Source organism: Streptomyces sp. NPDC058955 (assembly GCF_042741435.1).
In the GTDB taxonomy this organism is placed as follows: domain Bacteria; phylum Actinomycetota; class Actinomycetes; order Streptomycetales; family Streptomycetaceae; genus Streptomyces.
Genome location: NZ_JBHYKM010000035.1, coordinates 1 through 14815, shown reverse-complemented (window position 1 = coordinate 14815; position 14815 = coordinate 1). Strand labels below are relative to the sequence as shown.

Here is a 14815-nt window from a genome sequence, read left to right as displayed (position 1 = left end):
CACCGGCCGCCCCGTCCGGCAATAGCGGCGCCGCCCACTAATCTTTCGCGAGTACTTCGCCGCAATCACCGCGTGCGCCGGCGCATACCCCAGTCGCCGAGAACACAGGACCGATCGCAACTTCCCGGCCCGATCGCTCCCGCCCCGACCGGGCGGCCGGCGGCGGAGTGTCGTCATGACCGCTGTACCCCAGGCCGGCTGAGGAGAACGTCCCTTGATGAACCGCAAGACCTTGGTGCTGCCGGCCGTGGCCGGACTGCTCGCCCCGCTGCTCGCCGCCTGCGGCACGGGAGAGGACAGCAGAGCCATCGTCGTCGGAACCACCGACCAGTTCGTCGCCACCGAGGAGGCACCCGCCCCCCTCGACCCGGCCTACGCCTACGACACCGGCGCCTGGAACATCCTCCGCCAGACCGTCCAGACCCTCGTCCACGTCCCCCGCGGCGGCGGCCAGCCCGTCCCCGAGGCCGCCGAGAGCTGCGGCTTCTCCGACAAGGCCAGCGAGAGCTACCGCTGCGTCCTGCGGTCCGGCCTCACCTTCGCCGACGGCACCCCCGTCACCGCCGAGGACGTCAAGTACTCCATCGACCGGGTCCGGAAGATCAAGTCCGACAACGGCGCCGCCGCCCTCCTGTCGACCGTCGACACCGTCGAGACCAAGGGCGACCGCGAGATCGTCTTCCACCTCAACGCCCCCGACGCCACCTTCCCGTACAAGCTCTCCACCCCCGTCGCCGGCATCCTCAGCAAGGACAAGTACGCCGCCGACGCGCTCCGCGAGGGCTTCCAGGTGGACGGCTCCGGCCCGTACACCCTCACCACCGAGCTGGACGGCGACCAGGCCACCCGCTTCGTCTTCTCCCGCAACCCCCGCTACAAGGGCGACATCACGCCCCGCAACGAGAAGGTCGAACTCCGCGCCTACGCCGACGCCGGCACCATGGGCAAGGCCCTGGAGAGCAAGGACATCGACATGATGGCCCGCTCCCTCTCCCAGGAGCAGATCCGCGACCTCACCGAGAGCCCCAGCGAGGGCATCCGCGTCTCCGAGGTCCCGGGCCTGGAGATCCGCTACCTCGGCTTCAACACCAAGGCCCCCGCCGTCGAGGAGAAGGCCGTCCGCCAGGCCATGGCCGCCGTCGTCGACCGCGGCGCCCTCGTCAACCGGGTCTACGGCCCCACCGCCGAGCCGCTCTACTCGCTGATCCCCTCCAGCATCGCCGGCCACGCCACCCCCTTCTACGAGGAGTACGGCGAGGGCGACCCCGACCGCGCCCGCGCCATCCTCCGCGAGGCCGGCGTGCAGACCCCGGTCAAGCTCACCCTCCACTACACCACCGACCACTACGGCGCCGAGACCGCCCAGGAGTTCGCGACCCTGAAGAACCAGCTCATCGCGAGCGAACTCTTCGACGTCACCGTGAAGGGCACCGCCTGGTCCGAGTTCCGCCCCGCCCAGCGCCGCGGCGACTACGCCGTCTACGGCCTCGGCTGGTTCCCCGACTACCCGGACCCGGACAACTACGTCGCGCCCTTCCTCGACAGCGACAACTTCCTCGGCACCCCGTACGTCAACAAGAAGGTCCGCGACCAGCTCATCCCGCGCTCCCGCCGCGAGGCCGACCGCACCGCCGCCAACCCCGTCTACCAGCAGATCCAGAAGATCGTCGCCCAGGACGTGCCCGTCCTGCCGCTCTGGCAGGGCAAGCAGTACGTCGCCGCCCGGGACGACATCACCGGTGTCGAGTACGCCCTCAACACCTCCTCCGACCTGCTGCTGTGGGAGCTGAGCCGCGGCACCACCGCCTGACCCCTTCGTTGTACCGGCCGCGCAGCCACGCGCGGCCGGCCTGGCAAGAGATCACGAGGCAAGTTCTGTGAAGACGCACCACAAGTGGCTGACCGCCCCGCTCGCCGCGGGCCTCTCCGCCGCCCTCCTCGGCGGCTGCGGCACCGAGCAGGGAACGGGCTCCGGCTCGGCCGACGCCGTCCGGGTCGGCATGTCCGACGAGATCCTGGCGACCGACCCCGCCGCCGGCTACGACCCCGGCTCCTGGCTGCTGTTCAACAACGTCTTCCAGTCCCTCCTCGCCTTCCCCAAGGGCGGCGCCCTGCCCGAGCCCGAAGCCGCCGAGAAGTGCGGCTTCGGCGACGGCAGCACCGTCTACACCTGCACCCTCCGCCCCGGCCTGAAGTTCTCCAACGGCAACCCGCTCACCTCCGAGGACGTCAAGTTCTCCTTCGAGCGCGCCCTGAAGATCGCCGACCCCTCCGGCCCGGCGCCGCTGCTCACCACCATCGACACCATCGAGACCCCCGACGAGCGGACCGTCGTCTTCCGCCTCAAGGTCCCGGACGCCACCTTCCCCAGCAAGATCGCCTCCGGCGCCGGCTCCATCGTCGACCACCGCGAGTACCCCGCCGACGCGCTCCGCACCGACGGCAAGGCCGTCGGCTCCGGCCCGTACAAGCTGGACTCCCTCAGCGACACCGAGGCCGTCTTCTCCGCCAACACCGGCTACCAGGGCACCGCGGAGCGCCGCAACGACCGCGTCGCCCTCAAGCTCTACCGGGGCGACCGCTCCGCCCTCGCCAAGGCCTTCGCCGACGGCGACCTCGACGTCGCCTACCGCGGACTGTCCGCCGCCGACATCTCCGCCCTGGAGTCCTCCACCGAGGACCGCGGCGTCCAGGTCGTCCAGGGCAGCAGCGCCGAGGTCCAGCACCTCGTCTTCAACATGAAGGACCCGGTCGCCGGCAAGCTCGCCGTCCGCAAGGCGATAGCCCACCTCGTCGACCGCGACGCCCTCGTCGAGGACGTCTACAAGTCGACCGCCACACCGCTCTACTCGATCGTCCCGGCCGGCATCAACGGCCACAACACCGCCTTCTTCGACACCTACGGCGCCCCCGACCCGGCCAAGGCCAAGAAGGCCCTCCGCGCCGCCGGCATCACGGACAAGGTCACCCTGACCCTCTGGTCCACCCCCAGCCGCTACGGCCCCTCCACCGACGCCGAGCTCAAGGCCATCGCCGCCCAGCTCAACGCCAGCGGCCTGTTCGACGCCGACGTGAAGTCCGTCGCCTTCGACCAGTACGAGAAGGACATCGCCGCCGGCAAGTACGGCGTCTACGTCAAGGGCTGGGTCCCCGACTACCCCGACGCCGACAACTTCACCGCCCCCTTCTTCGGCGAGGGCAACGTCCTCTCCAACCACTACGAGAACAAGAAGATCACCGGCACCCTGCTGCCGAAGACCGCCGCCACCGCCGACCGCTCCGCCACCGACAAGGAGTACGGCGACCTCCAGGACCTGGTCGCCGAGGAACTGCCCCTCCTCCCGCTCTGGCAGGGCAAGCAGTACGCCGTCACCCGCGACGGCGTCACCGGCCTCGAATGGACCCTCGACGCCTCGACCGTCTTCCGCTTCTGGGAGCTCCGCACCAGCTGACCCCCGTCCCCCGGGTACGGGGAAGGGCCCGACGCGCACCCCGCGCGCCGGGCCCTTCCCCGTACGTGCGCCTACTGGCCGTTGGCCCCCGGCCGCACCAGACCGCTCTCGTACGCGTACACCGCCGCCTGCACCCGGTCGCGCAGGCCCAGCTTCGTCAGCACATGCCCCACGTGCGTCTTCACCGTCGTCTCGCTGACGAACAGATCCGCCGCGATCTCCGCGTTCGACAACCCACGGGCCACCAGCTTCAGCACCTCCACCTCACGGTCGGTCAGCGTGCCCAGCGTGTCCGGCACCTGCTCCTCGCCCGTCGGCAGATGCGCCGAGTACTTGTCGAGCAGCCGCCGCGTGATCGACGGGGCCAGCATCGCCTCGCCCGCCGCCACCACCCGGATCGCCTGCACCAGCTCGTTCGCCGGCGCGTCCTTCAGCAGGAAGCCGCTCGCCCCCGCCCGCAGCGCCTCCACCACGTACTCGTCCAGATCGAACGTGGTCAGCACCAGCACCTTCGCCGGCCCGTCGCGGCCCGGCCCGGTGATCTGCCGGGTCGCCTCCACCCCGTCCATCCGCGGCATCCGGATGTCCATCAGCACCACGTCCGGCTGAAGCGCCCGCACCTGGTCCAGCGCCTGCAGACCGTCACCGGCCTCGCCCACCACCGTGATGTCCTGCTCCGCCTCCAGAATCATCCGGAAGCCGGTGCGCAGCAGCGGCTGGTCGTCGACCAGGAGGACGCGAATCGTCACAGGGGCTCCTTCACGAGGCGGGCCGGTCGCCGCCCATTCTGCCCTGCCCCGCCTGGCCCGCCTCCGCCGGGCGCGCGGAAACGATCTCCAGCGGATACACCGGGGGAGTCCCCCCGAACTCCGGACACACCGCCCGGTGATCGCACCAGCCGCACAGCTTCGTCGGCCGCGGCCGCCAGTCGCCCGTCTCCGTCGCCGTCCGGATCGCGTCCCACAGCGCGTGCAGCTTCCGCTCCACCCGCCGCAGATCCGCCTCCACCGGGTCGTACGTCAGCACGTCCCCGCTGCCCAGATAGACCAGCTGCAGCCGACGCGGGATCACGCCCTTCAGCCGCCACACCACCAGGGCGTAGAACGTCATCTGGAACAGCGCGCCCTCGCTGTACTCCGGCCGCGGCGCCTTCCCCGTCTTGTAGTCGACGATCCGCACCTCGCCCGTCGGCGCCACGTCCACCCGGTCGATCACCCCGCGCAGCCGCAGCCCCGACTCCAGCTCCGTCTCCACGAACAGCTCGCGCTCGGCCGGCTCCAGCCGCGCCGGATCCTCCAGCGTGAACCACCGCTCCACCAGCGCCTCGGCCTCCGCCAGCCACTGCCCGAACCGCTCGCCCGCCGGATCGTCCGCGAACAGCTCGCCCAGCTCCGGCCGCGACGCGAGCAGCCGGTCCCACTGGCCCGGGATCATCCCCTTCGCCCGCGGCACCGTCCGCTCCACCGCCGGATCGTCGAAGAGCCGCTCCAGCACCGCGTGCACCAGCGTCCCCCGCGTCGCCGCCGCGCTCGGCTTCTCCGGCAGCCGGTCGATCACCCGGAACCGGTACAACAGGGGACACTGCATGAAGTCGCTCGCCCGCGAGGGCGACAGCGACATGGGCGCCCGGGGCCCCTCCGGGAGCCGCTCGCTCGTACTCATGACACAGACCCTACGGCCCGCCACCGACACCGAGCCGCCTACCATCGACGTATGACCCGTCGCGCTGCATGATCGACCCGTGACGCAGCGGCGCGGTCACCCCCGGCGACGAGAGGAACCCGTGAACCAGGACGAGCCCAAGCCGCAGCGGACCGAGGAACCCGGCGGCGGGATCCTGATGGGCCGGCCCTTCGGCGTGCCCGTCTACGTCGCACCCAGCTGGTTCCTCGTCGCCGCCCTCATCACCTGGGTCTTCGGCGACCAGATCGAACGCGTCCTGCCCGACCTCGGCGCCGCCCGCTACCTCGTCTCCCTCTTCTTCGCCGTCGCCTTCTACGCCTCCGTCCTCGTCCACGAACTCGCGCACACCATCGCCGCCCTCCGCTTCAAGCTCCCGGTCCGGCGCATCCAGCTCCAGTTCTTCGGCGGCGTCTCCGAGATCGAGAAGGAGTCCGAGACCCCCGGCCGCGAGTTCGTCCTCGCCTTCGTCGGCCCGCTCCTCTCCCTCGTTCTCGCCGGCGTCTTCTACGCCGCCATGCACGCCGTCGAGCCCGGCACCGTCCCCGGGGTCCTCCTCGCCGGCCTGATGATCTCCAACCTCATCGTCGCGATCTTCAACCTCCTCCCCGGCCTCCCCCTCGACGGCGGCCGGATGCTCCGCGCGGTCGTCTGGAAGATCACCGGCAAGCCGATGACCGGCACCGTCGCCGCCGCCTGGGTCGGCCGCGCCCTCGCCATCACCGTCCTCATCGGCCTCCCCCTCCTCACCCGCACCGGCTGGCTCGGCAACTCCACCGCCGACATCGACGGCTTCACCACCGTCACCGACGCCCTCCTCGCCGCCATCCTGGCCGCCATCATCTGGACCGGCGCCGGCAACAGCCTCCGCATGGCCCGCCTCCGCGAACACCTCCCCGACCTCCGCGCCCGCGCCCTCACCCGCCGCGCCATCCCCGTCGAACCCGACACCCCCCTCTCCGAGGCCCTCCGCCGCGCCAACGAGGCCGGCGCCCGCGCCCTCGTCGTCGTCGACGGCACCGGCAGCCCCACCGGCATCGTCCGCGAGGCCGCCATCGCCGCCGTCCCCCAGCACCGCCGCCCCTGGGTCGCCGTCACCACCCTCGCCCAGGACCTCACCGACGGCATGCGCGTCCCCGCCGAACTCACCGGCCAGCCCCTCCTCGACCACCTCCGCGCCACCCCCGCCACCGAATACCTCGTCATGGAGGAGACCGGCGAGATCTACGGCGTCCTCTCCACCACCGACGTCGAGCGCGCCTTCGTGAAGGCCATGGCACGACCGTCCCAGTAACACCGGTACTCTGTTCCCATGTCCGAACCGACCGGTGCCGCCCGCCGACGCGGGCCCTTCAAGGTCGGGGACCAGGTTCAGCTGACCGACCCCAAGGGCCGCCACTACACGTTCACGCTCGAAGAGGGAAAGAACTTCCACACCCACAAGGGTTCCTTCCCGCACGACGAGCTGATCGGCGCTCCCGAGGGCAGCGTTGTCCGCACCACCGGAAACGTGGCCTACCTCGCGCTGCGCCCCCTGCTCCCCGACTACGTCCTGTCCATGCCCCGCGGCGCCGCCGTGGTCTACCCGAAGGACGCGGGACAGATCCTCGCCTTCGCCGACATCTTCCCCGGCGCGCGCGTCGTGGAGGCCGGCGTCGGCTCCGGCTCGCTCAGCAGCTTCCTGCTCCGCGCCATCGGCGACAGCGGCATGCTGCACTCCTACGAGCGCCGCGAGGACTTCGCCGAGATCGCGAAGGGCAACGTCGAGCGCTACTTCGGCGGCCCCCACCCGGCCTGGCAGCTGACCGTCGGCGACCTCCAGGACAACCTGACCGACACCGACGTCGACCGGGTCATCCTCGACATGCTCGCCCCCTGGGAGTGCCTGGAGGCCGTCTCCAAGTCGCTCGTCCCCGGCGGCATCCTCTGTTGCTACGTGGCCACCACCACCCAGCTCGCCCGCACCGTGGAGTCCATCCGCGAGATCGGCTGCTACGCCGAGCCGCAGCCGTGGGAGTCCATGATCCGCAACTGGCACGTCGAGGGCCTGGCCGTCCGCCCCGATCACCGCATGATCGGCCACACCGGCTTCCTCGTCACCGCCCGCCGCCTCGCGGACGGCGTCGAGCCCCCGATGCGCCGCCGCCGCCCCGCCAAGGGCGCCTACGGCGAGGACTACGACGGCCCCAACAAGGGCTGACACTCCGACAGCACCCAGGCCGACGCCGCCGCCCCACCACCCCGCACCGCGGGGAACCGGGCGGCGGCGTCGCCGCGTTCGGCACCCCTGTGCGACACCCCCGGCTGTTCCGCCGCCCTGTGACGTGTGGCACGATGCCCGCAACCCCTCGGCACGACCCTCACAGGAGACGTCTCGCGTGCAGCCCTCCGCCGCCCCGGACACCGTGGACCTCGCACACACCCACGCCCGGCCGCTGCACTGGCTGGCCACCGCCACCGCGACCGCCGCGGTCGTCGCCCTCGCCGGCGCCCTGAGCCCCCCCGCCGCCGAGGCCGGACCCGCCGCCGCCGCACCCGCCCCCGCGGCACCCGGCCCGGCGGCCGCGCCCGACGCCGACACCGCCGCCTACCCGATCGAGTGCGGGGGAGCGGACCACCGGATCGCCCAGCGCGCCACCGGCGACCTGGACGGCGACAAGAACCCCGAGACCATTGCGGTCGTACACTGCGAAGCCGGATCCGGAACCCCGCCCGCCGGCCTGTACGTCCTCACCCGCGGCCGCGGCGACCAGGACCCCGCGCGCGTGGTGGCCACCCTCGTCGACCCGCGCGAGCAGCGCAGCGTCACCGGCCTCACGATCCGCGACGGCGCCGTCCGCGCCACCCTGCTCGGCTACTCGTCCCCCGACGTCCCCAGCTGCTGCCCCGACGAGAAGGAGCAGGTCACCTGGGAATGGACCGGCGGGGCCTTCGTCCGCTCCGCCGGCACCCGGGCGCAGGGCGCCTGACCGTCACTCCGCGTCGGGGCCGTACACCTCGACGCGGTCCCGGACCCGCCGCACGTGGATGCAGTCGCCCGGGCACTCCTTCGCCGAGTCCACCACGTCCTGCAGCAGCGGCAGCGGCACCGGCGTCGTCGCCCCCGCGTCCTGGAGCAGCTCGTCGTCCGCGCTCTTCACATACGCGAGCCCGTCGATGTCCAGCTCGAACACCTCGGGTGCGTACTGCGCGCAGATCCCGTCCCCGGTGCACAGGTCCTGGTCGATCCAGACCTCCAGGGCCTCCTCGGCCCCTTCGGCCGGCGCCTCGTGCTGCACGCTCATCTCTTCTGCCGTTTCTGCTCCGCGCGGACAATTGAGGCCGCGACCCGCGGGTGTTGACCCCTCACGACGATACAACTGCCCGCTTTCAGAGCGTGAAGGGTGGGTATTCCCCTGGCGAGAGGGGAAGCGCAAGGGTGAAGATCGGACACACCCCGGAGTCTTTTTGATCTAGGGGTTTCAATCATCACCCACGCAGGTAGGGTCAGGATGCGTCCAGCTCCCCTTGGAGGAGGTGAGGACCGTGGCAGCCCACGACGACGACATCAACCGCGGCATCCGGCCGGGGCGGGGGTCTGAAGACCCTGCCGGCCAGGTTGCCTATCTCGAGCAGGAAATCGCCGTCCTGCGCCGCAAGCTCGCCGACTCTCCGCGACACACGAGGATTCTCGAAGAGCGGATCGTCGAGCTGCAGACGAACCTGGCCGGCGTGTCCGCGCAGAACGAAAGGCTGGCGAACACGCTCCGTGAGGCACGCGACCAGATCGTGGCCCTCAAGGAGGAGGTCGACCGGCTCGCACAGCCGCCGGCCGGCTTCGGTGTCTTCCTGCAGGCGAACGAGGACGGCACATGCGACATCGTCACCGGGGGCCGCAAGCTCCGGGTGAACGTGAGCCCCAGCGTCGAGCTCGAAGAGCTCCGGCGCGGCCAGGAAGTCATGCTCAACGAGGCGCTCAACGTGGTCGAGGCCATGGAGTTCGAGCGCGCCGGGGACATCGTCACCCTCAAGGAGATCCTCGAGGACGGCGAGCGCGCCCTGGTGGTCGGGCACACCGACGAGGAGCGGGTGGTGAGGCTCGCCGAGCCTCTGCTGGACGTCACCATCCGCGCCGGCGACGCCCTGCTCTTCGACTCCCGGTCCGGCTACGTCTACGAGGTCGTCCCCAAGAGCGAGGTCGAGGAACTCGTCCTCGAAGAGGTCCCGGACGTCGACTACGACAAGATCGGCGGCCTGGGCAACCAGATCGAGCTGATCCGCGACGCGGTCGAGCTCCCGTACCTCTACCCCGACCTGTTCAAGGAGCACGAACTGCGGCCGCCCAAGGGCATCCTGCTCTACGGGCCGCCCGGCTGCGGCAAGACGCTCATCGCCAAGGCCGTCGCCAACTCCCTGGCCAAGAAGGTCGCCGAGGTCACCGGCCAGCCCGCGGGGAAGTCCTACTTCCTCAACATCAAGGGCCCCGAACTCCTCAACAAGTACGTCGGCGAGACCGAGCGGCACATCCGCCTGGTCTTCCAGCGGGCCCGCGAGAAGGCGAGCGAGGGCACCCCCGTCATCGTCTTCTTCGACGAGATGGAGTCGCTCTTCCGCACCCGCGGATCCGGCGTCAGCTCGGACGTGGAGAACACCATCGTCCCCCAGCTGCTCGCCGAGATCGACGGCGTCGAGGGCCTGGAGAACGTGATCGTGATCGGCGCCTCCAACCGCGAGGACATGATCGACCCCGCGATCCTCCGCCCCGGCCGGCTCGACGTGAAGATCAAGATCGAGCGTCCGGACGCCGAGGCCGCGAAGGACATCTTCGCGAAGTACCTCACCGCCAACCTTCCGCTCCACACGGACGACGTCGCCGAGCACAGCGGCTCGAAGGCCGCCGCCGCGCACGGCATGATCCAGTCCGTCGTCGAGCAGATGTACGCGGAATCCGAGGAGAACCGCTTCCTCGAAGTCACGTACGCCAACGGTGACAAGGAAGTCCTCTACTTCAAGGACTTCAACTCCGGCGCGATGATCCAGAACATCGTCGACCGGGCCAAGAAGATGGCCATCAAGGCATTCCTCGACCACAACCAGAAGGGCATCCGCGTTTCCCACCTCCTCCAGGCGTGCGTGGACGAGTTCAAGGAGAACGAGGACCTGCCCAACACCACCAACCCGGACGACTGGGCCCGCATCTCCGGAAAGAAGGGCGAGCGGATCGTCTTCATCCGCACCCTCGTCACCGGAAAGCAGGGCGCGGACACCGGACGCTCCATCGACACGGTGGCCAACACCGGTCAGTACCTGTAAAAGCGCACACCGGCTGCGGATGTCCGGAAACCGGGCATCCGCAGCCGTCGCATTCGCACCGGAAAACTCCCGGCCACATCCGGGAAATACCGCAAGTGATCTCCCCACCAGCGCGGAGCCGCTCTAGGCTCTTCGGTATCGCCGAGTAGCGCACTGAGCGCCGCCGGGCAAGGAGGGCCGCATGACCGTACGGCGAGTAATGGGCATCGAGACGGAGTACGGGATCTCCGTCCCCGGACACCCGAACGCCAATGCCATGCTCACCTCGTCCCAGATCGTCAACGCCTACGCCGCGGCGATGCACCGGGCGCGCCGCGCCCGCTGGGACTTCGAGGAGGAGAACCCGCTGCGGGACGCCCGCGGCTTCGACCTCGCCCGCGAGGCCGCCGACTCCAGCCAGCTCACCGACGAGGACATCGGCCTCGCCAACGTGATCCTCACCAACGGCGCCCGGCTCTACGTGGACCACGCCCACCCCGAGTACAGCGCCCCCGAGGTCACCAACCCGCGCGACGCCGTCCTCTGGGACAAGGCCGGCGAGCGCATCATGGCCGAGGCCGCCGAGCGCGCCGCCCAGCTCCCCGGCGCCCAGCCCATCCACCTCTACAAGAACAACACCGACAACAAGGGCGCCTCCTACGGCACGCACGAGAACTACCTGATGAAGCGGGAGACCCCCTTCTCGGACATCGTGCGCCACCTCACGCCCTTCTTCGTCTCCCGCCAGGTCGTCACCGGCGCCGGCCGGGTCGGCATCGGCCAGGACGGGCGCGAGAACGGCTTCCAGATCAGCCAGCGCGCCGACTACTTCGAGGTCGAGGTCGGCCTGGAGACCACCCTCAAGCGGCCCATCATCAACACCCGCGACGAACCGCACGCCGACGCGGAGAAGTACCGCCGGCTGCACGTGATCATCGGGGACGCCAACCTCTCCGAGATCTCCACCTACCTCAAGCTGGGCACCACGGCCCTCGTCCTCTCCATGATCGAGGACGGCTTCATCACCGTGGACCTCGCCGTCGACCAGCCCGTCCGCACCCTCCACCACGTCTCCCACGACCCCACGCTCCAGTACCTCGTCACGCTGCGCAGCGGCCGGACACTCACCGCCGTCCAGCTCCAGATGGAGTACTGCGAGCTGGCCAGGAAGTACGTGGACGAGCGCTACGGCTCGGACGCCGACGAGCAGACCAAGGACGTCCTGTCGCGTTGGGAGGACACCCTCAACCGGCTGGAGAACGACCCGATGAGCCTCGCCGGCGAGCTGGACTGGATCGCCAAGCGGGATCTCATGGAGGGCTACCGGCGCCGGGACGGCCTGGACTGGGACGCGGCCCGGCTGCACCTGGTGGACCTCCAGTACGCGGACGTACGCCCCGAGAAGGGCCTGTACAACCGTCTGGCGGCCCGCGGGCGCATGAAGCGGCTGCTGGACGAGGCCGAGGTGGAGCGGGCGGAGACGGCGCCTCCGGAGGACACCCGGGCCTACTTCCGGGGTCGCTGCCTGGAGCAGTACGCCGACGACGTCGCCGCGGCCTCCTGGGACTCGGTGATCTTCGACCTGCCGGGCCGCGACTCGCTCCAGCGCGTCCCGACCCTGGAGCCGCTGCGCGGCACCAAGGCCCACGTGGCGGCGCTCCTGGACCGCTGCCGCACAGCGGAGGAACTCGTCAGGGTTCTCTCCGGCAACTGATTCGAGACCTGAACAGGGGCTGAAAAGGCCGGCCCCTGGGAATCATGAAAGCAGTGCCCGGACGTCGGGGAAACGCGGGGGCCGATGTCGGTCCCGGCTTGTAGGGTCTGATCTTGAAGGGCCCGACAGCACCGGTCCGAGCGATCCGATTCGAGCGGGGTGAGGAAATGGCGACCAAGGACACCGGCGGCGGACAGCAGAAGGCGACGCGTTCCACGGAAGAGGTCGAGGAGACCACCACGGAGGCGAGCTCCGACCTCAAGGAACGCCAGGAGAAGCTGAGCGACGACGTCGACTCGGTCCTCGACGAGATCGACGACGTCCTCGAGGAGAACGCGGAGGACTTCGTTCGAAGCTTCGTGCAAAAAGGCGGCCAGTAACCTTCGAATCGAAGGTGAAGTCGCAGGGGCGGGGAGATGTCGGAGGCTGTCAAGTTCTGCCGTGGCTGTCGTCGGGACGTGCCGCTCACCGGATTCGCGCGGGACTCCAATCGCGGGGACGGACTACAGCCGAGGTGCCGGGAATGCGTTTCTGTCCATGGGGCCGAGCGCTACCGGATGAGTCAGGCAGCCAAGGGCAAGGTCGTCCGAAGCAAGGCGGATGTGCCGCTGGGTCACAAGCTCTGTCGGCAGTGCGGTGAGATCAAGCCGCACGACGACTGGCACCGCAACGCCACCGCGTCGGACGGCCTCGCCACTTGTTGCAAGACATGCAAGAAGGCGCAGGGGAGAGCCGGGCATCTGAAGCGTCAGTACGGCATCACCGAAGCCGAACGCGACCAGATGATCGCCGCTCAAGGCGGTGTCTGCGTGATCTGCCAGGAGGGTCCGGCGGAACATGTGGATCACGATCATCGGACGGGTAAGGTCCGAGGCGTGCTGTGCTTCAGTTGCAAGGCGGCGCTGGGGCAGTTCAAGGATCGGCCGGACGTCATCAGGCGCGCGGCCGCATACGTGGAAGGAAACCTGTGGAACCCAACACTCGTAGCACAGGGCGTCTACCGGCTGCCTTCCTGACGCCGGGCTCTTCGTCCTTCATCGACTTCCTCGCCGACCACTCGCCGGAGCTGCTGCCGGGGAACCGGAAGCTGCCGGAGGGGATCGTCGAGGCTCCGCACGGCACCACCATCGTGGCCGCGACGTTCCCGGGGGGCGTCGTGCTCGCGGGTGACCGGCGGGCCACGATGGGCAACATGATCGCGCAGCGGGACATCGAGAAGGTGTTCCCGGCGGACGAGTACTCGGCCGTCGGCATCGCCGGCACCGCCGGCCTCGCCGTCGAGATGGTCAAGCTCTTCCAGCTGGAGCTGGAGCACTTCGAGAAGGTGGAGGGCGCCACGCTCTCCCTGGAGGGCAAGGCGAACCGCCTCTCCACCATGATCCGCAGCAACCTCGGCATGGCCATGCAGGGCCTCGCCGTCGTGCCGCTCTTCGCCGGCTGGGACGAGGGCCGGGAGAAGGGCCGGATCTTCTCGTACGACGTGACCGGCGGCCGCTCCGAGGAGCACGGGTACGCCGCCACCGGCTCGGGTTCGATCTTCGCCCGCGGCTCCATGAAGAAGCTGTACCGCGAGGACCTCACCGAGCAGCAGGCGACCACCCTGGTCGTGCAGGCGCTGTACGACGCGGCGGACGACGACTCGGCGACCGGTGGCCCGGACCTGGCCCGCCGGATCTTCCCGATCGTCACCGTCATCACCGACGAGGGCTTCCGCAGGCTCTCCGAGGCGGAGTCCTCCGAACTCGCCCGTTCGGTCACCGAGCGGCGTCTGGAGCAGCCGGACGGACCGCGCGCCGCCCTGCTCTGATCCGTACGTCGCCCCCTCACAGCCCAGAAGAAAGGGACGAGCGCCGGTGTCGACACCGTTCTACGTCTCACCCCAGCAGGCCATGGCCGACCGCGCGGAGTACGCCCGCAAGGGCATCGCGCGCGGCCGCAGCCTCGTGGTCCTCCAGTACGCCGACGGCATCGTCTTCGTCGGCGAGAACCCGTCCCGTGCCCTGCACAAGTTCAGCGAGATCTACGACCGGATCGGCTTCGCCGCGGCCGGCAAGTACAACGAGTACGAGAACCTGCGCATCGGCGGCGTCCGCTACGCCGACCTGCGCGGCTACACCTACGACCGGGACGACGTCACCGCGCGCGGCCTGGCCAACGTCTACGCGCAGACGCTGGGCACCATCTTCTCCAGCGCCGGCGAGAAGCCGTACGAGGTGGAGCTGGTCGTCGCCGAGGTCGGCACCGAGCCGGCCGGCGACCAGATCTACCGGCTGCCGCACGACGGCTCCATCGTGGACGAGCACGGCTCGGTCGCGGTGGGCGGCAACGCGGAGCAGATCAGCTCCTTCCTGGACCAGCGCCACCGGGACGGGATGTCCCTCGCGGAGGCCCTGAAGCTGGCCGTGCAGGCGCTCTCCCGGGACACCAACGGCACCGAGCGGGAGATCCCCGCGGAGCGCCTGGAGGTGGCGGTCCTGGACCGGACGCGTCCGCAGCAGCGGAAGTTCAAGCGGATCGTCGGGCGTCAGCTCTCCCGGCTCCTGGAGGCGGACGACGCCGCCGTGACGAAGACGGACGACCCCTCGGACGAGCAGCCCGAGGAGTAGACCCGCCCGACGCCGGGGGGGGGGGCGCGGCCGCCGGCGCCGGCCCCCCCCCCCCCCCCCCCGGGGGCACGCCCCGGGGGCGGGCCCCGGGG

The 14815-nt window shown here is 70.2% G+C and carries 14 protein-coding genes; 11 read left to right on the top strand and 3 right to left on the bottom strand.

Annotated features, from left to right (window positions below):
* Positions 1 to 217: 217 nt before the first annotated feature.
* Together ACFW1I_RS16175 and ACFW1I_RS16170 are read left to right on the top strand one after the other, a co-directional pair.
* Entirely contained in the window at positions 218 to 1810 is a 1593-nt protein-coding gene (locus ACFW1I_RS16175; RefSeq protein ID WP_384670190.1) for an ABC transporter substrate-binding protein, read from the top strand.
* Between the two features lie 67 nt (positions 1811 to 1877).
* Positions 1878 to 3452, top strand: coding sequence for an ABC transporter substrate-binding protein (locus ACFW1I_RS16170; RefSeq protein WP_384670188.1), 1575 nt, complete (start codon positions 1878 to 1880; stop codon positions 3450 to 3452).
* A 71-nt stretch (positions 3453 to 3523) separates the two neighbouring features.
* Here ACFW1I_RS16170 and ACFW1I_RS16165 read toward each other — a convergent pair whose 3' ends face one another.
* Positions 3524 to 4201 carry a response regulator gene (locus ACFW1I_RS16165; RefSeq protein WP_384670186.1) on the bottom strand — a complete coding sequence of 226 codons (678 nt, stop codon included), beginning with the start codon at positions 4199 to 4201 and terminating at the stop codon, positions 3524 to 3526.
* 10 nt (positions 4202 to 4211) lie between these two features.
* Complete coding sequence (locus ACFW1I_RS16160; protein WP_384670185.1) at positions 4212 to 5114, bottom strand: RecB family exonuclease; 903 nt, start codon at positions 5112 to 5114, stop codon at positions 4212 to 4214.
* A gap of 178 nt (positions 5115 to 5292) precedes the next feature.
* Between ACFW1I_RS16160 and ACFW1I_RS16155 the strand changes: the two genes are divergently transcribed.
* From ACFW1I_RS16155 to ACFW1I_RS16145, 3 genes are all read left to right on the top strand, one after another.
* Positions 5293 to 6426, top strand: a complete 1134-nt coding sequence (locus ACFW1I_RS16155) for a site-2 protease family protein (protein WP_384670258.1) — start codon at positions 5293 to 5295, stop codon at positions 6424 to 6426.
* Positions 6427 to 6444: 18 nt separating this feature from the next.
* Entirely contained in the window at positions 6445 to 7332 is an 888-nt protein-coding gene (locus ACFW1I_RS16150; protein ID WP_031013975.1) for a tRNA (adenine-N1)-methyltransferase, read from the top strand.
* 178 nt (positions 7333 to 7510) lie between these two features.
* Complete coding sequence (locus ACFW1I_RS16145; protein WP_384670183.1) at positions 7511 to 8101, top strand: hypothetical protein; 591 nt, start codon at positions 7511 to 7513, stop codon at positions 8099 to 8101.
* A gap of 3 nt (positions 8102 to 8104) precedes the next feature.
* Here the strand turns inward: ACFW1I_RS16145 and ACFW1I_RS16140 are convergent, their stop codons facing one another.
* A complete protein-coding gene (locus tag ACFW1I_RS16140) occupies positions 8105 to 8416 on the bottom strand; it encodes a ferredoxin (protein ID WP_384670181.1) in 312 nt (103 codons plus the stop codon).
* Positions 8417 to 8657: 241 nt separating this feature from the next.
* On the opposite strand from ACFW1I_RS16140, the gene arc reads away from it, so the two are divergent.
* From arc to prcA, 6 genes are all read left to right on the top strand, one after another.
* Positions 8658 to 10424, top strand: coding sequence for a proteasome ATPase (gene arc, locus ACFW1I_RS16135; RefSeq protein ID WP_384670180.1), 1767 nt, complete (start codon positions 8658 to 8660; stop codon positions 10422 to 10424).
* 181 nt (positions 10425 to 10605) lie between these two features.
* Complete coding sequence (gene dop, locus ACFW1I_RS16130) at positions 10606 to 12117, top strand: depupylase/deamidase Dop (RefSeq protein ID WP_384670179.1); 1512 nt, start codon at positions 10606 to 10608, stop codon at positions 12115 to 12117.
* Between the two features lie 167 nt (positions 12118 to 12284).
* On the top strand, positions 12285 to 12497 hold the full coding sequence (locus ACFW1I_RS16125; protein ID WP_030494396.1) for a ubiquitin-like protein Pup: 213 nt from the start codon (positions 12285 to 12287) through the stop codon (positions 12495 to 12497).
* 177 nt (positions 12498 to 12674) lie between these two features.
* Positions 12675 to 13133 (top strand): endonuclease VII domain-containing protein, encoded by a 459-nt coding sequence (locus ACFW1I_RS16120; protein WP_384670177.1) that lies wholly within the window; start codon positions 12675 to 12677, stop codon positions 13131 to 13133.
* Positions 13085 to 13924 carry a proteasome subunit beta gene (gene prcB, locus ACFW1I_RS16115; RefSeq protein WP_319008716.1) on the top strand — a complete coding sequence of 280 codons (840 nt, stop codon included), beginning with the start codon at positions 13085 to 13087 and terminating at the stop codon, positions 13922 to 13924. Before ACFW1I_RS16120 ends, prcB begins: the two co-directional genes overlap by 49 nt.
* 46 nt (positions 13925 to 13970) lie before the next feature.
* Entirely contained in the window at positions 13971 to 14723 is a 753-nt protein-coding gene (gene prcA, locus ACFW1I_RS16110) for a proteasome subunit alpha (protein WP_030494393.1), read from the top strand.
* Positions 14724 to 14815: the final 92 nt, after the last annotated feature.